This window comes from Vibrio ziniensis (assembly GCF_011064285.1).
In the GTDB taxonomy this organism is placed as follows: Bacteria; Pseudomonadota; Gammaproteobacteria; order Enterobacterales; family Vibrionaceae; genus Vibrio; species Vibrio ziniensis.
The window spans coordinates 659877-682239 of record NZ_CP049331.1 but is presented as its reverse complement, the minus strand read 5'-3'; the positions used below and the strand labels follow the sequence as shown (position 1 = coordinate 682239).

The 22363-nt window shown below is 42.9% G+C and carries 18 protein-coding genes and 1 other annotated feature; of the genes, 13 read left to right on the top strand and 5 right to left on the bottom strand.

Annotated features, from left to right (window positions below; all coding sequences use genetic code 11):
- Positions 1-162: 162 nt before the first annotated feature.
- From G5S32_RS03075 to G5S32_RS03055, 5 genes are all read left to right on the top strand, one after another.
- A complete protein-coding gene (locus G5S32_RS03075) occupies positions 163-1164 on the top strand; it encodes an ABC transporter substrate-binding protein (RefSeq protein WP_165310438.1) in 1002 nt (333 codons plus the stop codon).
- Positions 1164-2006: an ABC transporter ATP-binding protein gene (locus tag G5S32_RS03070; protein ID WP_165310437.1), complete on the top strand. Its 843-nt coding sequence runs from the start codon at positions 1164-1166 to the stop codon at positions 2004-2006. The genes G5S32_RS03075 and G5S32_RS03070 overlap by 1 nt, the downstream gene beginning before the upstream one ends.
- A 24-nt stretch (positions 2007-2030) precedes the next feature.
- On the top strand, positions 2031-2813 hold the full coding sequence (locus G5S32_RS03065; RefSeq protein ID WP_165310436.1) for an ABC transporter permease: 783 nt from the start codon (positions 2031-2033) through the stop codon (positions 2811-2813).
- A 24-nt stretch (positions 2814-2837) separates the two neighbouring features.
- Positions 2838-3314, top strand: a complete 477-nt coding sequence (locus G5S32_RS03060) for a nucleoside deaminase (protein ID WP_165310435.1) — start codon at positions 2838-2840, stop codon at positions 3312-3314.
- A 176-nt stretch (positions 3315-3490) separates the two neighbouring features.
- Positions 3491-4477: an isopenicillin N synthase family dioxygenase gene (locus tag G5S32_RS03055; RefSeq protein ID WP_165310434.1), complete on the top strand. Its 987-nt coding sequence runs from the start codon at positions 3491-3493 to the stop codon at positions 4475-4477.
- Between the two features lie 277 nt (positions 4478-4754).
- Here G5S32_RS03055 and clpB read toward each other — a convergent pair whose 3' ends face one another.
- The 3 genes from clpB to rluD form a co-directional block, all read right to left on the bottom strand.
- Positions 4755-7328 (bottom strand): ATP-dependent chaperone ClpB, encoded by a 2574-nt coding sequence (gene clpB / locus G5S32_RS03050; RefSeq protein ID WP_165310433.1) that lies wholly within the window; start codon positions 7326-7328, stop codon positions 4755-4757.
- 99 nt (positions 7329-7427) lie between these two features.
- Positions 7428-8159, bottom strand: a complete 732-nt coding sequence (gene pgeF / locus G5S32_RS03045; protein WP_165310432.1) for a peptidoglycan editing factor PgeF — start codon at positions 8157-8159, stop codon at positions 7428-7430.
- 17 nt (positions 8160-8176) lie between these two features.
- Complete coding sequence (gene rluD / locus G5S32_RS03040; protein ID WP_165310431.1) at positions 8177-9151, bottom strand: 23S rRNA pseudouridine(1911/1915/1917) synthase RluD; 975 nt, start codon at positions 9149-9151, stop codon at positions 8177-8179.
- Positions 9152-9354: 203 nt separating this feature from the next.
- Between rluD and G5S32_RS03035 the strand changes: the two genes are divergently transcribed.
- From G5S32_RS03035 to yjjX, 7 genes are all read left to right on the top strand, one after another.
- Entirely contained in the window at positions 9355-10083 is a 729-nt protein-coding gene (locus G5S32_RS03035) for an outer membrane protein assembly factor BamD (RefSeq protein WP_165310430.1), read from the top strand.
- 129 nt (positions 10084-10212) lie between these two features.
- Positions 10213-11682 carry an MltF family protein gene (locus G5S32_RS03030; RefSeq protein WP_425509203.1) on the top strand — a complete coding sequence of 490 codons (1470 nt, stop codon included), beginning with the start codon at positions 10213-10215 and terminating at the stop codon, positions 11680-11682.
- Between the two features lie 289 nt (positions 11683-11971).
- Positions 11972-12301: a ribosome hibernation-promoting factor, HPF/YfiA family gene (gene hpf, locus G5S32_RS03025; RefSeq protein ID WP_165310428.1), complete on the top strand. Its 330-nt coding sequence runs from the start codon at positions 11972-11974 to the stop codon at positions 12299-12301.
- A 105-nt stretch (positions 12302-12406) separates the two neighbouring features.
- Positions 12407-12526: a sequence feature (Phe leader region), on the top strand.
- A 14-nt stretch (positions 12527-12540) separates the two neighbouring features.
- On the top strand, positions 12541-13716 hold the full coding sequence (gene pheA / locus G5S32_RS03020) for a prephenate dehydratase (protein ID WP_165310427.1): 1176 nt from the start codon (positions 12541-12543) through the stop codon (positions 13714-13716).
- A 218-nt stretch (positions 13717-13934) separates the two neighbouring features.
- Positions 13935-14954, top strand: coding sequence for a polyamine ABC transporter substrate-binding protein (locus G5S32_RS03015; protein ID WP_165310426.1), 1020 nt, complete (start codon positions 13935-13937; stop codon positions 14952-14954).
- Positions 14938-17283, top strand: a complete 2346-nt coding sequence (locus G5S32_RS03010; protein ID WP_165310425.1) for a putative bifunctional diguanylate cyclase/phosphodiesterase — start codon at positions 14938-14940, stop codon at positions 17281-17283. The genes G5S32_RS03015 and G5S32_RS03010 overlap by 17 nt, the downstream gene beginning before the upstream one ends.
- Complete coding sequence (gene yjjX, locus G5S32_RS03005; RefSeq protein WP_165310424.1) at positions 17255-17794, top strand: inosine/xanthosine triphosphatase; 540 nt, start codon at positions 17255-17257, stop codon at positions 17792-17794. The genes G5S32_RS03010 and yjjX overlap by 29 nt, the downstream gene beginning before the upstream one ends.
- Positions 17795-18020: 226 nt before the next feature.
- On the opposite strand, the gene trpR is transcribed toward yjjX, so the two are convergent.
- Together trpR and G5S32_RS02995 are read right to left on the bottom strand one after the other, a co-directional pair.
- Positions 18021-18314, bottom strand: coding sequence for a trp operon repressor (gene trpR, locus G5S32_RS03000; RefSeq protein WP_165310423.1), 294 nt, complete (start codon positions 18312-18314; stop codon positions 18021-18023).
- 55 nt (positions 18315-18369) lie between these two features.
- Positions 18370-20313, bottom strand: coding sequence for a transglycosylase SLT domain-containing protein (locus G5S32_RS02995; RefSeq protein ID WP_165310422.1), 1944 nt, complete (start codon positions 20311-20313; stop codon positions 18370-18372).
- A 263-nt stretch (positions 20314-20576) separates the two neighbouring features.
- Here G5S32_RS02995 and ettA point away from each other — a divergent pair, with 263 nt between their 5' ends.
- The gene (gene ettA, locus G5S32_RS02990) at positions 20577-22244 is read left to right on the top strand and encodes an energy-dependent translational throttle protein EttA (protein ID WP_165310421.1); all 1668 of its coding nucleotides are present in this window, start codon (positions 20577-20579) and stop codon (positions 22242-22244) included.
- Positions 22245-22363: the final 119 nt, after the last annotated feature.

Below are 22363 nucleotides of genomic sequence, written 5' to 3'. Positions count from 1 at the left end.
CAATTTAAAATTTATGGCACACCGATTGCTCTGTAATCATCGGAAGTGTGAGTAGAAGCGGTTAGATACCAATGATGGTGTCGGGACATTGCTCATAGTTAGCGAAAAGATGCAGCCCACATAAGCTGCACTTTAGAGTGAAAAGGAAGACACGGAGTAACTATGAAAACTATTTCGAAATTCAACAAACTAAGCCTGTCGCTATCTTTGCTACTTACATCAGCAAGTAGCTTCGCAGCAGATAAAGTCACGTTTCAACTTGACTGGCTTCCTGGTGGCGATAAAGCACCTGTTTACGTAGCAGTTCAGCAGGGATTTTTTGCAGAGCAGGACCTAGACGTTACCATCCTTGGTGGTAAAGGTTCGACCGACGCAATTACTAAAATTGCTACAGGTACAGCAGATATTGGTTCAGCAGACATTGTTTCGTTGTTAGTGGCGAAAGCAAATGACAACGTGCCAGTTAAAGCTATCTACTCACTATTTAGTAAAGCTCCTTACGCGTTTTATGTTTTGGATACTTCCGGTATCAATTCAGTAAAAGACGTTTCAGGTAAAACTATTGCTACTTCTCCGTTCACTTCTGCGAACGTATTCCTTCCTTTAATGCTTAAGAAAAACGGCATTGAAGAACAAAGTGTCAAAGTATTAAAAGCAGATCCAGGCGCGCTTAACCCAATGCTGATCACTGGTCAATCTGATGTGATGATTTCTTGGATGACTGACCGTGTTAAAAACGAACAGCAAGCCGCTGAAGCAGGTAAAAAACTTACTGTGTTGCCTTGGTATGACGCTGGTCTAGAGTTCTACTCATCTTCGATTATTGCTAGCGAAAAATTCATGGCTAAAAACCCTGATGTGGTGAAACGCTTTGTGAAAGCTTACGCCAAAGCAGTGGAATACACTTGGGCGCATCCTGAAGAAAGTGGCGCTGACGTAACGAAAATGGTTCCAGAAGTCGATGCAAAACAAGCAGCTGACACCATCAAGTCTATCCATGGTCTAGTGTTGAACGAAGTTTCACAGCGTGACGGTGTTGGTCAGTTTACGCCATCTCGTCTGAACGAAACATGGAAATGGACAGCAGAAGCTCAAGGTTTAGATCTCAGCAAACTTGACCCAGAAACAGCAGTTGATCGTCAGTTTTACGAGGGAGTGAACTAATGCAACCATTTGTTTCGTTCAAGCGTATAGGTCATACCTATAACTCTGACAAACATTCGGTTACGGTTCTCAACGATGTCGACTTCAATGTGGAAAAACATGAGTTCGTCGCCATCGTTGGTCCTTCAGGTTGCGGCAAGTCTACCTTGCTGCGCCTACTGTCAGGGTTAATCATTCCAACACAGGGTGAAATTTCCGTTTTTGGACACCCAGTAACTGGACCACGTGAAGACATCGGTATTGTTTTCCAAAAACCAACATTACTACCATGGAAAAACATCCTCGATAACATTCTGTTTCCACTTAAACATAAGTTCAATTATGTCAGCCAGAAAGACCGTCAAAATGCACAAGAGCTATTGAACACGGTTGGACTAGCAGGTTTTGAAAACAGTATGCCTGACCAACTTTCCGGTGGTATGCAACAGCGTGTGGGTATCGCACGTGCATTACTGCTCAATCCAGACATTTTGATCATGGATGAACCTTTCTCGGCTTTGGATGCATTAACGCGCGAGGAGATGGGCTTTGAACTGCAAAAAATCTGGATGGAGAAACCAAAGACGGTTCTGTTCATCACTCACTCGATTTCAGAAGCAGTATTGCTCGCGGATAAAGTACTGGTTATGGGACCTCGTCCAAGTACCGTGTTGGAAGAGATCAAGATCGATCTGCCTCGTCCACGCAACATACATACGCTTCAAGACGCTAAGTTTGGTACTTACACCAACAAAATTCGCGAATATTTCTATCGTTCAGAAAAGAGCGACTCAGTAAGCAGTGAAGAAACGGAAAGTAAGAATAACGACAACGTTGAGCCGATTCGTAAAACCGTCGCTTAACGGCACTTGTCTAAAGGAATAGATATGAAACGATTGTTTTCTCAATGGTCACAAAACTGGCTGCCACTGATTGCAATATTAGCGATCATTCCTATCTGGGAAGCCATTTGTAAAATTTTCTCCGTACCAACGTTTATCTTGCCAGCGCCTAGCGATATCGCTATTGCCTTCACTCAGGTACCAATGGAACGTTGGCTTGATAACCTATGGGCAACGTTACGTATTGCGTTATTAGGTTTTGTTATCTCATTCTTGATTAGTATTCCGCTTGCTATCTTGATGGTGAACTCGAAGTTTCTAACTCGCGCATTGTTTCCCATTCTGGTGGTGATTCAATCCACACCTGTGGTTGCTATCGCTCCTCTACTGATTGTGATTTTAGGAACGGGTGATGCTCCACGTCTAACCATCACTTGCTTAATTACCTTCTTCCCTCTCGTGGTTTCAGCAACGACAGGGATGTTAGCTACACCACCTGAACTGATTGAGTTGTCTCGTTCACTCAGTGTGAAAAACAGTAAAACCATTTGGCAAATTCGCCTACCTTACGCCATTCCTCACATTTTCAGCGGTGTGAAAGTTGCCATCACGTTGGCAGTTATTGGTTCAGTTATCGCTGAATTTGTTGCTGCTGAAAAAGGTCTCGGTTACTTGGTTCAGTTTTCAACGTCTTATTTCAAAATCCCCCAAGCTTTTGCAGCACTGGTATTCCTATCTCTAGTCAGTATGTTGCTGTTCAAAGCCGTTAGTTGGGTGCAAAAAGGTTACTTCTCTTGGAGCCTGACTGAAGAAGAAAAACAACGTTAAGTGCATAACAAACAAGGACAAGAAATGTTTAACCAGGAAACGGATTTCAAATTGTTACGCTACAGCTTCTCTTTGGCAGAAGATGCAAAATCGAGGGGGATTCACCCATTTTCAGCAGTATTGGTCGATGAACACGGTGATATTCTGTTGGAAGAGATCAACGGTTATCTACCGGATTTCGATATGACGGGTCATGCGGAGCGCGTCATTATGACTCGCGCAAGCAAACTTTATCGCCCAGATTTTCTTAACCGTTGCACTCTGTATGTATCTGCAGAGCCTTGCGCGATGTGTTCGGGTGCCATTTACTGGGCAGGCGTTGGACGTGTTGTTTACGGTCTGAGCGAAGCCAAGCTCAAAGAGTTAACCGGCAATCATCCCGAGAACCCAACCTTGGCACTTCCATGCCGAGTGGTTTTTGAATCAGGTCAACGCGAAGTCGAAGTCATCGGTCCGCTACTTGAAGAAGAGGCAGAACAAGTTCAACACGGGGTTTGGTAATAACTCTCGATGAATTAACCTACAAATATTCAATTTGCTCTAACTGGTTAAAGCAACACTTTGATTAGAAAGAGCAAACAACGGAGTAGAAGCGGTCTGTAATACCAAGAATAAGGTTCTTGGCTTATTGCTGGACATTGCTCCAATAACAAGCAAATGCTTAATTGGAGAAAACAATGAGTCAATCATATCTTTTAGACGAACTTAACTTTGAGACAACCATCGGTGGCAAAGGGTTAGAGACCAGCGACACCGTGATCCCTATGATCAACTTGCATGACTTTGATCATCGCCGAGAAGAGATCACCGAGCAGCTTTGGAAAGCCGCAACAGAAGTTGGCTTTTTCCAACTGGTTGAGCACGGTATTGCTTTAGCTGATATCGAAAAGTCCTTTAAGTTAAGCGAACAATTCTTTGCACTTCCTATCGAAGAAAAACAGCAGTTCCCTTTAAAAGAAGGGTTAAATGCGGGCTGGGAATTTAAACAACAAGTTCGCCCGTCAACGGGTACAGCAGATCAAAAAGAGTCTTACCAAATCACTCTTCCTCACATGAGTGACCTATGGCCAAGCAATACGTTAGTGGAAGGTTTTGAATCGCACCTGCTTTCATTTGAGCATCAAGCATGGCAATTGGGCATGAAGATCCTCTCTTGCTTTGCTGACAAGCTGGGATTTGAGCGCGACTTTTTCACTAAAGCGCATCAAAGAGAGTCTGAAAATTACCTTAGCACCTTGCGTATGCTTCACTACTTGCCAATGAAAGAAGTTCCGCAAACCGGTACTTTCTGGCGTGCAGGTGCACATACCGACTTTGACTGTTTAACTATGGTATTCCAACAAGAGAACCAAGGTGGATTACAAGCAGCTGCAGGTAAAGATGCAAAAGAGAATCTGGTGTGGAGCACTGTTGAACCTAAAGCAGGAGTGATTACGTGCAACATTGGAGATATGTTGATGCGTTGGAGTGATGATTTGCTCAAATCAACTCTGCACCGCGTACGCATGCCAACCGCCGAAGAAAACCAGGATTCGCGCTACAGTATGGCGTTTTTCTGCCAAGCAAACCGTGACCAAATCATTCAAGGACCAAAGAAAGTTTACGAGCCAATCACAGCGCAGGACTATTTAAAAATGCGCATTAACGCCAACTTTGCTAAATGATCCTAATACCATTCTGGATAATTTCCTGATCAGTGAATAGGCGTCGATAAGCAAACCCTCCGAGCCATGGATGGCTCGGCGGAGCTTCAGGGACGAATTAATGCGCGTTTACTTTTGACGCCTATTCGCTGTTCTACCGATGCTCAGTTGAGCATATTTTTATCTAGGGTGGTATAACTCAGTATTTGAGTCGATAGATGAGCCCTATAAACTCAATACATAGGAATACAAAAAAGCCATGCTTTCGCATGGCTTTTCTACGATTCTCTTTCGAAAATTATTGACTGGCGATGATATTGCCATCTCGAACACCAAGTTGGATCGGTTTGCCCGGTAAGAATTTTCCAGACAGAATAGACTTCGCTAACGGGTTCTCAATATTCTGTTGAATAGCGCGTTTCAAGGGACGAGCACCGTAAACAGGATCAAAGCCCACTTGAGCAATTAGCTCCAATGCTTCTTCGTTAACCGCTAACTCGTAGTCTTTTTCAGCTAAGCGCTTATGTAAACGTTCCAACTGAATAGAAGCAATAGATTTAATATGTTCTCTGCCAAGCGGATGGAACACTACCGATTCATCAACACGGTTTAAGAACTCAGGACGGAAATGTTTGGTTACGGTTTCCATCACTCGCTCTTTGATACCCTGATAATCCAGTTTTGCGAAGTTTTCCTGAATGCTTGAAGAGCCTAAGTTCGACGTCATGATCACTACCGTGTTACGGAAATCAACCGTACGACCTTGACCGTCAGTTAAACGACCATCATCAAGCACTTGCAACAAAATGTTGAACACATCGGGATGCGCCTTTTCCACTTCATCTAACAAGATGACAGAGTAAGGTTTACGACGAACCGCTTCTGTTAAATAACCGCCTTCTTCATAACCCACATATCCCGGAGGTGCACCGACTAAACGAGCCACAGAGTGTTTCTCCATAAACTCGGACATATCGATACGAACCATCGCGTCTTCGCTGTCAAACATAAAGTGAGCCAACGTTTTGCAAAGCTCAGTTTTACCCACACCGGTTGGACCTAAAAATAGGAACGAACCAATCGGTTTGTTAGGGTCAGACAAACCGGCACGGCTACGGCGAATCGCATTCGCGACCACTTCAACCGCTTCAACTTGCCCAATGACACGTTTATGCAGAACGTCTTCCATGCGAAGCAATTTCTCTTTTTCTGCTTCCAGCATTTTCGAAACAGGAATACCCGTTTGCTTAGACAGCACCTCGGCAATCTCGGTATCTGTCACTTTGTTGCGTAGCAGAGTCATCTCTTGCATTTCAGCTTGAGCAGCAAGATCAAGTTGCTTTTCCAGCTCTGGAATACGACCGTATTGCAGCTCAGACATACGGCTTAAATCACCTGCACGTCTTGCAACTTCTAAGTCCATTCGAGCTTGTTCAAGTTCCGTTTTAATGTGCTGAGTACCTGATAATGCCGCTTTTTCTGTTTTCCAAACTTCTTCTAGTTCAGCGTATTCACGCTCTTTTAGCCCCAACTCTTCGTTGAGAATACTTAAACGTTTTTCGCTGGCTTCATCCGTTTCATTCGACAGCGCTTGCTGCTCAATTTTCAACTGAATGATACGACGTTCCAGTTTGTCCAACGCTTCTGGTTTCGAGTCGATTTGGATACGAATGCTTGAAGCCGCTTCGTCAATCAGGTCAATCGCTTTATCTGGTAACTGGCGATCTGACACATATCGATGAGACAGCGTTGCTGCCGAAACAATCGCAGGGTCAGTAATCTCTACGTGGTGGTGAAGTTCATAACGCTCTTTCAAGCCGCGCAAAATTGCTATGGTGTCTTCCACGCTCGGCTCATCCACCAGCACTTTTTGGAAACGGCGCTCAAGCGCAGGATCTTTCTCGATGTATTGACGATATTCATCAAGCGTTGTTGCCCCTACACAGTGAAGCTCACCGCGCGCAAGTGCAGGTTTGAGCATGTTGCCAGCGTCCATTGAACCTTCGCCTTTACCCGCGCCCACCATGGTATGCAGCTCATCGATGAACAGAATGATGTTGCCTTCTTCTTTGGCTAACTCATTCAACACCGATTTCAATCGCTCTTCGAACTCACCACGGTATTTTGCACCCGCCACGAGTGCGCCCATATCAAGGGATAAAACGCGGCGTCCACGTAATCCTTCTGGCACTTCGTTATTGATAATGCGCTGTGCCAAACCTTCAACAATTGCCGTTTTACCAACGCCCGGTTCACCGATGATCACAGGGTTATTTTTGGTACGACGTTGCAATACTTGAATGGTTCGGCGGATCTCGTCGTCACGACCGATAACAGGGTCAAGTTTACCCTGCTCTGCTCGCTCAGTAAGATCGATAGTAAATTTTTCGAGAGCCTGACGCAGCTCCTCCGCATTCGGGTCATTCACTTTCTGACCACCGCGGATCTTTTCAATCGCATCTGAGATTTTTTTCTCAGTTAAACCAAACTCTTTAAGAATTTGACCAAGCGGACCGCGATCTTCAATCGCAGCCAAAAGATAAATCTCAGAAGATATGTACGAGTCTTGGCGCTTTTGAGCCACTTTGTCACACAGGTTGAACAAAGTACCTAAGCCGCTAGAAAGCTGTACATCACCGCCGATCCCGCTCACTTTTGGTAAACGATCTAACGTTTCCCCCAATTTGGAGCGAAGCTGCATGACATCGACGTCAAGCATGGTCAGCAATGGACGAATCGGGCTGCCATTTTGATCTAGCAGCGCAACCATCAGGTGCACAGGTTCGATGTATTGGTGATCTCGCCCTAGTGCGAGTGACTGGGCGTCGGAAATCGCTATTTGAAATTTGCTGGTAAATCTGTCGAGACGCATAACAACCTTCCTAACCTCAACTGAGATGAACTAATTACGTTAGGAAAGATGGTTACAATAGGGACAATTTTCAAGGTAACACTGAAAACTTTGTGGTGATTATTTTTCTTCAATCCAGATGAAGGTAGCTTGTCTGCCTGTCACGCCATCGCGGCGATAAGAATAAAAACGCTGTGAATCTTGGTAAGTGCATAATCCGCTATCGAAAACTTGATCGATACCGAGTTTCTCCATACGCAAACGAGTCAAGGTAGCCATGTTAGCCCACCACTTACCTTTTTGTTTACCCGGTACAAATGCTGATTCTGCTTTTGAGTCGTAATCTAAAAACGCTTTTAAAACGTCTTCGCCGACTTCAAATGCTTGAGGGCCAATAGCAGGGCCTAACCATAACATTACATCATTAGAAAATTGCTTAAGCGCATTTTCAACAATACCACCCGCTAAACCACGCCAGCCGGCATGAACAGCAGCGACTTGCGTTCCCGATGTGTTGGTGATCAACACAGGTAAACAATCAGCTGTCATTGCAGAACAAACCACATTTGACGACGAGGTAATCACACCATCGGCATCGAGTACATCATTTGTTGGCTCAGACACGTTCAACACAACCGTTGAGTGAGTCTGGTTGAGCCATACTGGCGAACTCGGCATTTGAGTTTGTTGCTGCAATAACTCACGATTTCGTAGCACAAGAATAGGATCATCCCCGACATGCATTCCTAAATTCAGTCCTTCGTAAGGCACTTTTGATAAGCCACCGATACGAGTTGAAGCTAGGGCTTTGACTTGTTTAGGCGCATTCCAGTTAGGTGTGATCCAATTCATGTTAGAACCCTTAAGGATTAATACTCTTCCGTTTTGTTCTGCTGTGCATCTGCGCGTAGTGCTTCAGTCATGATAACCATGTCTTCTGGCACTGGTGCGTGGAATTCCATTTCTTCCCCAGTCACAGGGTGATTGAAGCGCAACATAGCCGCGTGCAGAGCTTGGCGATCAAAGTTACGAATCATATCCGTTAACTCTTGAGAAGCACCTTTAGGAATACGTGCACGACCGCCGTATGCAGTGTCTCCTAGTAAAGGATGCTGCAAATAGGACATGTGAACACGAATCTGGTGTGTACGACCAGTTTCAAGACGCAAACGAAGACGCGTATGCTCGCGGAAATGCTCAGCGACACGATAATGCGTTACCGCAGGTTTACCCATTGGTGATACGGCCATCAGTGTACGTTTAGTTGCATGGCGACCAATAGGTTTGTCGATCATACCACCAGCCGTCATTCTGCCAATCGCAATCGCTTCGTATTCACGGGTAATGTTACGTTTTTGCAGTTCACGTACTAAACGAGTTTGAACAGGAACGTTCTTCGCCACCACCATCAAACCAGTGGTGTCTTTGTCTAGACGGTGCACAACACCCGCACGCGGTACTTCTGCGATTGGTGGGTAGTGGAATAACAGCGCATTAAGCACTGTACCATCTGGAGTACCAGCACCTGGGTGAACTACAAAATTACGAGGTTTGTTGATAACGATAATGTCGTCATCTTCGTAAACGATATCTAATGGGATGTCTTGCGCTTCCCAACGAACTTCATCTTCAAGTTCAGCCTGCACAGTAATCTCTTCGCCGCCCATCACTTTCGTGCGCGGTTTAGTGACAACTTGTCCATCTACTGTTATTTTGCCGTCAAGTAACCACTCTTTCAGACGTGAACGAGAAAAATCGGCGAACAATTCAGCCACAGCTTGATCTAAACGTTGACCAAGCTGGCTATCTTTTACTGTTTGAGTTAATTCAATCTGCTGAGCCATATCGAACTTTTTTAAAAACCGTGAGACTAATACTCACTAGTATGGATAAAATAATGGCCGCTATTGTATCTGTAACGAAAGAGAAAGTAACCAAACGATTTGAGGAGCCCTGTTGTTCGTGCTAAAACAAGAAACTATTCTTCTGGCTTAAAACAGTTGCTCCAGCTTTAAGATGCTTTATTTTCAAGGAACCCACTCCTGACATGAAATACCAAACTTTATCAGGCTTGCTTGCACTATCACTGCTATTTGGCTGTTCAAGCAAAGATAACATCGTCCCTGATGTACCACCTTCTGAGCTGTATACTGAGGCTCAATCAGAATTGCAAAGTGGTAACTGGTTAACTGCCATAGATAAACTTGAAGCTTTGGATTCACGTTATCCCTTTGGTGCATACTCTGAACAGGTACAGCTTGACCTAATCTATGTCTATTACAAAAATGACGATCTAGCCCTTGGTTTGGCAACCATTGAGCGTTTTAGTCGCTTAAATCCAACGCATGAAAAAATGGACTGGGTACTCTACATGCGAGGCCTAACTCATATGGCACAAGATCGTAACTTTATGCACGATTTGTTCAATATTGAGCGTAGTGACAGAGATCCAGAGCCAGTGAAAGCCGCTTTTGCAGACTTTAAAAAGTTACTGCAACGTTACCCAGACAGCCCATATGCAGAAGATTCGCAACGTCGAATGTTTGCACTGAAAAACCGTCTTGCTGAATATGACCTAGCGACTGCTGATTTTTACTTACGCAGAGAAGCTTGGATCGCAGCGATTAAACGCTGTCAGGAACTGCAAAAAACCTACCCCGACACTGAAGCGGCAAGAAAATCGCTGCAAATTCAGCTAGCAGCATATAAAGAATTAGGATTGGCAGATTCAATCGCTCGCACCGAGAAGCTAATTGAGTTAAACCCAGAAAAATAATTACTAATACCTCCGAATGAGCCACTGTTTTACAGTGGCTTTTTTTCGTTTCAATTTGCTGATTTCTTCATTTGTTCATAAACTTATCGGTATTCAAACCGATAGAAGTGAATGCAAAGGAGTCGCATTTTGCGTTGGTTACACAGTTGGGTATTAAGTCTATTTTTTTTGCTTTTCACCCTTCCAGTGAGCAGCATTGAACTATCACCACTTAGTGATAAGCCATATATAGGTGATTGGCCACTCCTTAAGGAAAAAGGAGTCATTCGAGTTGTTGTCTCTGCCGATTTAGGTTTTTACTACGTTGAAGCAGGTCGCCCAAAAGGGATTGGGGCAGAACTTTTGTATCACTTCGAAAATAGTCTCAAAAAGCAAGCGCCCTATGTACATATCCAAATTATCCCCGTACTCAGAGATGACCTTATTGCATCCGTTGAAACTGGTTTTGCAGATCTTGCTATAGCCAATCTCACAATAACACCAACTCGCTTACAGCAAATCGATTTTAGTGACCCTCTAACAAAAGAGATTCAGGAGTTAATTGTCACCAACAAAAATTATCCTGAGCTTACAACCTTAACTCAGTTAGAGGGCAAAGACATTTGGGTCAGAGCTAGCTCTAGCTATCTGGAAAGTTTGGGGAAAGTAAACAAGTCACTAAAGTCGCAAAATCTAAAACCTGTTAAGATTCATTACGTAGAGGAAGCTCTACAAGATTACGAGTTGCTGGAATTAGTCAATTCAGGTCACATAACCGCAACAGTGCTTGATAGCCACAAAGCAGAAATGTGGCTGCACGTGATGGAAGACATAAAAGCGCATACTCAATTACCACTAAGAACAAATGGTCAAATTGCTTGGGCGATGCGTAAAAATTCGCCAGCGCTAAAAAAAATAGTCAATGACTTTTTGAGAACCGCAAAATCAGGAACGCTATTAGGCAATGTTATCTTCAGCAAATACATTGATGATACTCGTTGGCTAAATAAGGCACTTAATCCAGCTAGCCTTAAACGCCTTGAAGAACTAGCAAAAATATTTACTAAATATTCCCAAAAATATGAGTTTGAATACTTGATGATGGCAGCTCAAGGATTTCAAGAATCTGGTTTTGATCAACGTAAAGTGTCACACAAAGGCGCCATTGGCATTATGCAAGTATTACCGAGCACAGCCAGAGACCGAAACGTCAATATTACGCACATAGATAGGGTTGATAACAATATTCATGCGGGTGTGAAGTATATGCGTTTCATCAAAAATCGATATTTTTCAGAACCAGAAATCAGCGAAGATGACCAAGTTTATTTCGCGTTAGCAGCTTACAACGCAGGCCCTGCGAATATCAGCAGAATGCGCCGCCTAGCCAAGAAACACGGTTTTAATCCAAATATCTGGTTTAAAAACGTGGAAGTAATTACGAGAAGGAACATCGGTGCTGAACCTGTTAATTATGTCGCAAACATCAGCCGCTATTTTGTGGTTTACAAACAACTAGAACAACTAAAGCAAGCAAAAGAAGAGAGTTTGGCAGCAACGTTAAATGAGATTGAAGGTATAGATTCGGGGACAAAACGTGTAGAAACGAGAGCAGAGTGACTGGAATCGCAATTTTTTGTTGTTTAGGAAATAGACAAATATGTTTAAAGGGCCGAACTAGATCCCTAAAAATGGATGAATTTTCAGTAAGCCACCTCTCTAAATTTAGTCATAAACTGCAAAATCACAAGCTTTTTCTGCCACTATCAAGACAACATTTTGCGGAAGATCACGTTTAAAAGCGATCGGAATTACCCCACAAAAAATAGTGATCAGGATCACTATTTTTTATTTAAGAATGGGTAATCTGGAGTTAACCCATGAGGGATGACACAGAGGAAAAAGCATTATGAAAATGAATATCACTGGTAAAAACATCGAAATTACCTCTGCAATCCGCGACCACATTGAGAGCAAATTAAAAAAACTAGAGAAGTGGCAAGTCGACATCACAGGTTGTCAATGCAGCTTTAGTGAAGAACCAAACAAACAGATGAAGTTTGAAGCAACAGTTACGGTACCAAAAGGACAATTAGTTGCTTCCGCGATTCACGAAGATCTCTACGCAGCCGTAAACGAAGTTGAACAGAAACTCGAACGTCAACTAAACAAGCTTCGTCATAAACCAGAAGCAAGAAGATCTGAAAAACCAGAATTGGAAGAAGAAGAAACTGAATAATTAGCAGGTTTAAAAATAGCGCCCTCGGGCGCTATTTTTTTGCTTGACGCTCTATGCTGCCTTGCTTATTGTGGGACTATCTTAACGACTTGAATAACCATAATGCAAAATACTCAACTGTTCTTTTTTGACTTCTTTTTTCTCCAATAACCTTTGGAGGCTAAGTCGTTTAAGAAAAAAAAGTCAAAAACGAACAGAAAGCCTCCCACTGGGAGGTTTTTTTATAAGGATAATTTTCAATGACAGACAGACAGTACTCTCTCGACGAGATTCGTTTAAGACTTAACGAACTTGATGACCAATTATTAAGCCTACTATCAGAACGACGTAAACTAAGTATTGAAGTGGCAAAAAGTAAAGTAGAGACGTCAAAACCCGTTCGTGACGCCGTACGTGAACAACAACTCCTAGTAAAACTGATCAACTCTGGTAAGGATAAGTACCAACTTGATGCTCAATACATCACTAAACTTTTCCACACCATCATTGAAGACTCAGTGCTACTTCAACAGGCTTACCTGCAGAATTTAGCTAACCCACAAAGCATAAAACCACTCGCTCGCGTAGCATTTCTTGGTTCGAAAGGTTCCTATTCCCACCTTGCTACACGTGAATACTTTAGCCGCAGAAATACAGAATTAGTTGAACTTAACTGCGACCAATTTAAAGAAGTGACTAAAACCGTAGAATCAGGCCATGCTGACTATGGTGTCCTTCCTATTGAAAATACCAGTTCTGGTTCAATCAACGAGGTTTACGACTTACTTCAGCACACCACCTTATACATAGTAGGTGAGATCACTCAACCAATTGAGCACTGTCTCGTGGCAACAAAGGACATTCGCTTAGAAGACTTGAAAGTGCTTTATTCGCACCCTCAGCCTCATCAACAATGCAGTGAGTTCTTAGGTCGCTTAAAAGGTGTACAACTCGAAACATGTGCGAGCACAGCTGATGCCATGAAGAAAGTACAAGAGTTAAAACGAGATGATGTGGCCGCTATTGGCAACTCTTCTAGTGGTAAGCTGTATGGGCTTCAAACGATTCAGAGCAATATTGCCAACCAAACAGAAAACCATACACGTTTTATCGTGGTTGCTCGTAAGCCAGTGGAAGTGTCAACCCAGATCCCAGCAAAAACAACGCTAATTATGTCTACTTCACAACAGGCAGGCTCACTGGTTGCAACACTCTTGGTACTTCAACGCTTCGGTATCAATATGACCAAACTCGAATCTCGCCCAATTATGGGTAATCCTTGGGAAGAGATGTTTTATGTCGATTTAGAAGCCCACCTAGACTCCGACAATATGCAGCAAGCACTCAGCGAACTAACAAAATTGACCAAGCATCTAAAAGTTCTTGGTTGTTATCCGAGTGAGAACATTAAACCAACACAAGTACGTTTAAGCTAACAACAACTCAATCTGACCGTACCAACTTCAAACTAATGCGCCGAGTTTGACCAAAGTTGCATATTAGAGCTTTATAAAACAGAAATAGTTATACAATTTAGTCCAGATCAATTAGTGTTCTACCGAGTGTTTTAAAAGTGAACACAGGGAAAACACAATTGCTTCATATCATATAAGGCGCATTATTTGTGGTGAAGATAGGACGACTCATATCCCTTATGCTCGGTGCTACTGGTCTCAGTAGTCATGTCATTGCTTCAGAGCTAAACATTTATCTTTGGGAAGACACAATATCGCCAAGGATTATTGATGCATGGAATCAAACTCACGACATTAAGCTTAACTTTTATCATTTTGATAATGATGATGAACGCAGTTTGCTAATGCTAAGTAGCGAACAAATCCCATTCGATGTGGTGATTTTAGACAATGTTTCTGCACAGATTTTTTCCCACCAAGAAACTTTTGAAAACCTCTCAACATTCACTCCCAATCAACATAACGGCGCTATGTGGCAACAAGCCTGCGGCACACACAGCGTCCCATATTTTTGGGGATATGTAGGGATTGCTTACCGAAAAAGTAAAGTGACTAAACCGCCAACCAAATGGCGAGAGTTGGTAGATATTGATGAGACGATGAAAGGTCATGTGGGCTTAATTCAAGATAGTGTAGAAACATTTTTGCCCGCACTTTATAGCCTTAACTTTTCACCTTTGACTGCTTCCGTTGAGGAGCTAAAACAAGCCTACCAAAAGCTTGAAACTGCAACACCAGATGTTCTTACCTACGAATACGCATTGAGTTACGTCCGTAGTCATAGCAATAGTGATAACTTGTATATGTCGCTTAGTTATAGCGGGGACCAGTTCTCTTTGAATCGATATTTTGATAACGACGACTGGGCGTTTGCACTTCCCGAAGGTGAACCTTATATCTGGGTCGATTGCTTAGCGGTAAACCATTATTCGCCCAACAAACAACAAGCAAAATTATTTCTCGAATTCTTAATGCAACCAGAGATAGCCGCAATCAATGCACAAGACATCAAAGCTGCAACGCCTAATGCCAGTGCAATGGTGTTCATGCCGGATAGCTATATCAAAGACAAAACTATCTTCCTAAGCGATGATTTGCTTACGCATAGCATCATTGACAGTCAGCTTTCTTCATCCAATTTGAGTCAGCGGGCAAAAATCATAAACAGCCTGATCAAACAACATGAAGCTAAACCATAGAATTCTCTTACTCATCGCTCCGGTGATAATACTCAGCTCAGCTGTTTCTGGATATCTTATCTACGATAGCCAAAAAGACGCACTTGTTAAGCGGATGGACAGCTATTTAAAACTTGATATGGAAAAGCTTGCTAGCCACTTTCGGCAAACCAAATCTCTGGTCAGCAGCTATACCTTTACTCTCGCTAATAGCGACATTATTCGTCACTATTTCGAACACAGTAACAACCCCTACCGAGAGTTGGAACTTGCTGAGAATATCGAAAAAACTTTCAATGTAATGAAGTCAAATGAACGAGATTCCGTCGCTGTTTCAATCTTTGACGGCAACAAAGATATCCTTTACTTCGCAGATAATAGTGACGACCCTTTCAGCAAAATCGACCCAACAGTTTTCAAGTTTGTGAAGAATCGCTTCAACCAAACGTTAAGAACTTCAGACATCAGTTACACCGAAAACTCTAGTGGTGATGGCATATTAGTTCGTTACGATGTATTAGACACTCGAACTCTTGATACACCACTAAGCTATAACCGAGACAGAATATTCTTCATCGTGGTTTACGTGGTCTTAGACGAGTTTAACGCTCTGCGTAACAAGTTAGAGTTTGATAATCAAAGTCCTATTTTCTTTAGTAAGAAACAGCAAGCCTTCCCCGAAGGTTTGACTCAAACCGTTGAACTTCAATCAGGTATGTTTGCGACGCTTTCCCCAGCGCCCATGCTGATGCGAAATAAGCTCAATGAAATCAGACAAAATTTAGTTGTGGCGTTTGGCGGCTCTGCATTGTTCAGCTTATTGCTGTTGCTGTCGTTGCTATACCGACACGTGATCACACCAATATCTCGCTTGGACAAACAACTTCAGGAAGTTGAATACAAGCAAAGAAACAATATAGAAAAACTCAGATCGAACGATGAAATTGGACGCCTTTCCTCACGTTTTTACGATATGTACAATGAGCTTAATAATACCTATCAAAAAACCAAAACCTTGGCGGAGTTTGACCATTTAACCAAGCTATCTAACCGCTATCAGTTTCAACTTCATGCACAGACAACACTTAGAGAATCTCCCACAAATAGCCATATTCAGGTGCTCTATATTGACTTAGATAACTTCAAATACGTCAATGATAAATATGGTCATCAAGTGGGCGATTCATTGTTAATAAGTTTTGCCACTCATGTGCAATCTCTTTCCGAAGAATTTAACCAGAATAAGCATGTCTATAGTCTTGCGTCACGCCTATCTGGAGACGAGTTCGCTATTCTGATTTGTGCACCAAGCCGTTTGTCTGATTTTGCTGATGAGTTTTCACATCGCCTATTGCAGCCAATTCAAGAGCATCACGATTCTCCGCTTGGACGATTCCCAATTACCGCCAGTATCGGCATTGCCACATACCCAATGGATGGTATCAATATTGAAAGTCTGCTTATTAATGCCGATACCGCTATGTATCAAGCGAAGAGTGCAGGAAAAAATCAGATTGCCCATTATTCCAAAGAACTAGATCAGCAGGTTCAACGCAGAAATTCGATTGAACGAGCCCTACGTATGGAGAATTTTGATAATGAGTTCACTCTGGTTTATCAACCCTATTACTCATGCAACAGCATGGATATTGCAGGATTCGAAGTACTTTTAAGATGGCACTCCGAGTTACTTGGCGAAGTCTCACCAAATGAGTTCATACCAATTGCAGAGCAAACAGGCTTATTCGGTAAAATTGATCGTTGGGTCATTAGTCATGCCTTTGCAGAATTTTCCACCTTATGCAAAAGTTTTGACTACCCAATTCACATCTCGATCAATCTCTCTTCTGCGGAACTCAACTCCGTTGACCTAGCAGATTACATACGTGAACAGGCAAACCAACACAAAATTCGACCTCACTGGATAGATTTCGAAATCACTGAGACTTTCGCCGCCGACTCTAAAGCGATACCACTGCTGTATGACTTAGTTGATCAAGGCTACAGCCTGACTATCGATGACTTTGGTTCTGGCTATACTTCCATTGTTCAGTTGGTCCAATATCCGATTAAACGCATTAAGTTCGATCAGGGATTTCTAGAGACAATCATCGAAACAGGCAAACAGTCTGTACTTGAGCCACTTATCCAACTCTGTCATTCTCAGATGATGAAAGTCACGGCAGAAGGCATTGAAAGCAAAGAAATGCAGCAATGGTTAACGCGTTATCATTGTGACTATATGCAAGGCTTCTATTTAGCACCGCCAATGTCTCTACGTGAAATCCAATATTGGAATAATGACAATACAGAAATAAGTTATGAAGAATGTAATTATCACTTCTCTTAATCCAGCAAAAATCAATGCTGTAAAGAGTGCTTTTGAATCCGCTTTTCCCAACCAAGAATTCAATTTCCAAGGTATAAGTGTACCGAGTGAAGTCGCGGATCAACCCATGACAAATGAAGAAACCAAAGCAGGCGCATTAAATCGTGTGCGAAATGCCAAACAACAAATTACTAACGGTGATTACTACGTTGGATTAGAAGCGGGGATTGAAGGAAATGTAACTTTCGCTTGGATGATTATTGAGTCATATACTCACCGAGGAGAGTCTCGCTCAGCAAGCTTGATGCTACCACCAGAAGTACTAGATAAACTCCAGCAAGCGAATGAACTTGGGGATGTTATGGATGAAGTTTTCGGTACTGACAACATTAAGCAAAAAGGCGGTGCGATTGGGCTTTTAACCCAACACCAACTCACTCGCAGCTCGGTCTACCACCAAGCCTTAATTTTGGCTCTGATTCCGTTTACCAATCCTGAGCACTTTCCTGCGAATTTGCATGAGACCGCATGACATCTGCAAACAAAAAGCCAGTCATAATACCATCCTAGATAAAAATATGATCAGACTGAGCATCGGCGAGCAGCGAATGGGCGCCAAACGCAAACGCGCATTCATTCGTCCCTGAAGCTCCGTCGAACCATCCATGGCTCGGAGGGTTTGCTTATCGACGCCCATTCACTGATCAGGAAATGTTCCAGAATGGTATAAAACTGGCTTTTTAATATTTAAAGAACGACTATTTTAGAATCAATTGACTGAGAATCTCTTTTTCTTGTTCTGAACGAGACTTCAATTCATTCGAGCCTCGAGTAATCGTTGCAATACCCACGCCTAACATCTGACTCACTTGACGCTGTGACATATCACCTTTGAGCAATTCACAAAATATATTTACACGAGCAACAAGCGCTTCCCTTTCATCTGATGTCATTAACATGGTCAATAGCATCTCATGTTGATCGTTATCTGCAGCTTGTTTAACCAGATCAATTAATTGCGACCAATCACTGTATTGTGGTTGTTGAGACATAACTGTACTCGTTAAGTGATACACTCTCGCTATTTTAGTGATACCTCGAAGATAATCAATATTTTGTCTTCAACTCATTTTCATTAAGAAAATCGCCTTGCAACCCCATCAGATCTCGGTAGTAGGTTTCAAACATCAATATATTTTGCACATAGCCACGAGTTTCCCTAAATGGAATCGCTTCAATGAACGCATAAGCATCAAGCTTACCTTGTGTTTGTTTACGCCATCTATCCACTCTCTGCGGTCCAGCATTATAGGCAGCAAAAGCAAAAATTCGGTTGTTATCATATTGCTCTAGCAGCCCATTTAAGTAATGACTACCAATTTCAATGTTCTTCCCAACTTCGTATAAATCATCTGCACCGCTGTAGGTTAGCTGGTATTTCTTGGCAGTATATTTTGCCGTTGCTGGCATGATTTGCATTATACCACGAGCACCCACAGGTGATTGTGCCTCTGAATCCATCGCGCTCTCCTGACGAGCTAGAGACATCAACATTATGGGGTCAATTCCGTGTTTATTGCCGTAAAAGTTAAACCACCACTGGTGAGCAACAGGGAAACGCAACTGCAAGTTATCCCACAAACTCGCTGATATTGAAGCTGTAACAGTTAAGTGATGCCAGTGTTGGCTAGAAGCGTATGCAGCTAACATCTCTTTCTCTGATTGATTGACTTTATCAAGTAGCCAATCCCATTCACTTTTGGCAGCCGCGATTTTATCTCTCTCAATCAACTCTTGAATACGAGTTAAACTTTTCTGATAAAGCTTTATCTTACTGAAATCCAGTTCAATCGTACTTTTGGAATACTGAACTGATTGCTTAACGATCTTCGCAGCAGCAACGCTATAAAAATTACGTTGGCCGAGAATAGAAACCAAACGCTGCATACCTTGTTCAGTATGACCATTCTCTATTTCACTGCGCCCTAACCAATACTGCCAACGCTGAGACTTCATCTCTTCATCGGGTAAGCGATTTATCCAAAATAGGACATCAGGCCAATCTGCACTACGCAGTGCTACTCGAATACGAGATTCTATAAGAGGCACGTTATCACCCATTGCGATAATTTTATCTCTCCAACGGATAAGATTATCATCCTCGGTGTCCATTAATCGCAAAGCAATGAACTGTTCAATTTGCGTCTTTTGCTCTGGAGTCCAAGCAGGTCTTTTTACTACTTTATAAATTAAAGGCTGCGTTTTTTCGCTATCAGTACGAGCTAACTTTTCCAGTGCCAATTGCGCTTGTTGAACAGATAGCGGATCACTGTATTTTTGGGCAAAACTGATCACTGTTTCAGGCTTATCATAAAGCGCTAACATTGCTTTGCCCTTCGCCTGATATTTGCTCGAACTGAGCTTTTTAGATAAATAGACCAACAACCCTCTGTTTCTGCCGTCAAACGCTAGCAACATACGTTGAAAAATCAGTTCATCAGTAAGCCCACCAGATTTCTCCCAAGCACTAAACAATGGGTTACAGGCATCCGCAATACTTCCACCACTCATCCAAAGTTTTTTAGCGCCATCGAATGCCTTTGCACGCTTACCTACTTGCAAATGAGCATTGTAGTAGTGGCACAGATAAGTCTCTCCACCCGGTTCTGAAGTCTGAAATTGCAAAAGCTTACTCCACGCATTTTGCTTGGCTAAAGCATCAATATAAGGGGCGCTAATGCGGCTAGAAAATGGATAATCTTTATGTCCGTCAATGAAGACTCTAACAGTGATCGGTGGTTTATCACCAATATCGATGAGAAATGCTCGATAGTCCAAATACGGTGTAAGCGGATAGTTGGTAAGTTTCGGCCTAACCTCTTCAAACTGGGTGACATTTTTGTCATCTAGCCACTCTTGAGCTTGATCGTAGAGATCTCGCTGAGCATCGAGTTCGGTAGAGTCTGAAAACGCTGTGCCGCTAAACAATGAGCTGAAAGCAACCATTGATAACAAAATACGAGACGGCTTTGAAGAATGCAGGGACGCCATGAACTCTATTCCTTTACTGAATACTACTTACTATCCATTACGCTAATTCTAGTGACAAATGTAAAGGGGTTAGATGTAAAGTTGATGTGAATAATGTGACATAAATAATAATTAACTAATATATACATTCACGCGGTAAATCATCGCCTTTTTATTACCTTTGATATTGCATAATAAAGGGCTACTGCCCCTAGTAACAAATGCCATAACTTTGGTATAGAATAGCGACTTTATTCTGAAAGATAGATTAGGAACAATCGGCAATGGCTGAATACGTATATACCATGTCGCGGGTGAGCAAGATCGTCCCGCCTAAGCGTCAAATTCTAAAAGACATCTCTCTAAGTTTTTTCCCAGGTGCCAAAATTGGTGTTTTAGGTCTAAACGGTGCGGGTAAATCTACCCTACTACGTATCATGGCCGGTATCGATAAAGACATCGATGGTGAAGCACGTCCACAACCTGGCCTTAAAGTAGGCTATCTACCTCAGGAACCAGTTCTTGATGAATCAAAAACGGTTCGCGAAGTGGTTGAGGAAGCCGTTGCGGATGTCGCAGGTGCGCTAACGCGCCTAGACCAAGTTTATGCTGCTTACGCTGAAGAAGATGCTGACTTCGATGCACTTGCCAAAGAGCAAGGTGAGCTGGAAGCGCTGATTCAAGCGAAAGATGGCCACAATTTAGAGAACGCTCTGGAGCGTGCAGCGAACGCACTTCGTCTTCCTGAGTGGAACGCAAAAATTTCTGTGCTGTCTGGTGGTGAACGTCGCCGTGTTGCTATCTGCCGCTTGCTTCTTGAAAAACCAGATATGCTATTACTTGACGAACCAACCAACCACTTGGACGCAGAATCAGTCGCTTGGCTAGAACGCTTCCTAGTTGATTACTCAGGTACTGTTGTGGCTATCACGCACGACCGTTACTTCCTAGATAATGCTGCTGGCTGGATTCTGGAACTTGACCGTGGTGAAGGTATTCCATGGCAAGGTAACTACACCTCTTGGCTAGAACAAAAAGATGAGCGTTTGAAGCAAGAATCTGCACAAGAGAGTGCTCGTCAAAAAACGATCGAGAAAGAACTTGAGTGGGTACGTAAGAACCCTAAAGGTCGTCAAGCGAAATCTAAAGCTCGTATGGCACGCTTTGAAGAGCTACAAAGTGGCGATCACCAAAAACGTAACGAAACTAACGAACTGTTCATCCCGCCAGGTGAGCGTTTAGGTGACAAAGTTCTTGAAGTTCGTAACCTGACTAAGTCATTCGATGATCGCGTACTGATCGACAACTTATCGTTTAGCATGCCTAAAGGTGCAATCGTCGGTATCATCGGTGCTAACGGTGCGGGTAAGTCAACACTATTCAAGATGCTAAGCGGCGTTGAAAAGCCAGATTCAGGTGAAATCGAATTGGGTGCAACCGTTAAACTTGCGTCTGTTGATCAGTTCCGCGACAGCATGAACGACAAAAACACCGTTTTCCAAGAGATTTCTGAAGGTGCGGATATCATTAAGATCAACAACTTCGAGATACCAGCGCGAGCTTACTGTTCTCGCTTCAACTTCAAAGGCGTAGATCAACAGAAAGTAATTGGCGAATTATCTGGTGGTGAGCGTAACCGTGTTCACTTAGCAAAACTGCTAAAAGCGGGTGGTAACGTACTGTTACTCGACGAACCAACCAACGACCTAGACGTTGAAACGCTACGAGCTCTTGAAGAAGCACTACTAGAGTTCCCTGGGTGTGCCATGGTTATCTCGCACGACCGTTGGTTCCTAGACCGTATTGCTACGCATATTCTGGATTACCGTGATGAAGGCCAAGTAAACTTCTACGAAGGTAACTACACAGAATACATGGAATGGCTGAAGCAAACGCTTGGTGCTCAAGCCGCTGAGCCACACCGTATCAAATACAAACGTATTTCAAAGTAATACCAAAAAGATTCAAGGCCGCTTTTTTAGCGGCCTTTTTTATCTCGATAGATAAACACATTCTGAATGTAATAGCTTCAAGTAGAAAGGAGGATTCGTGAATCAGGTTTCTGTTCAAT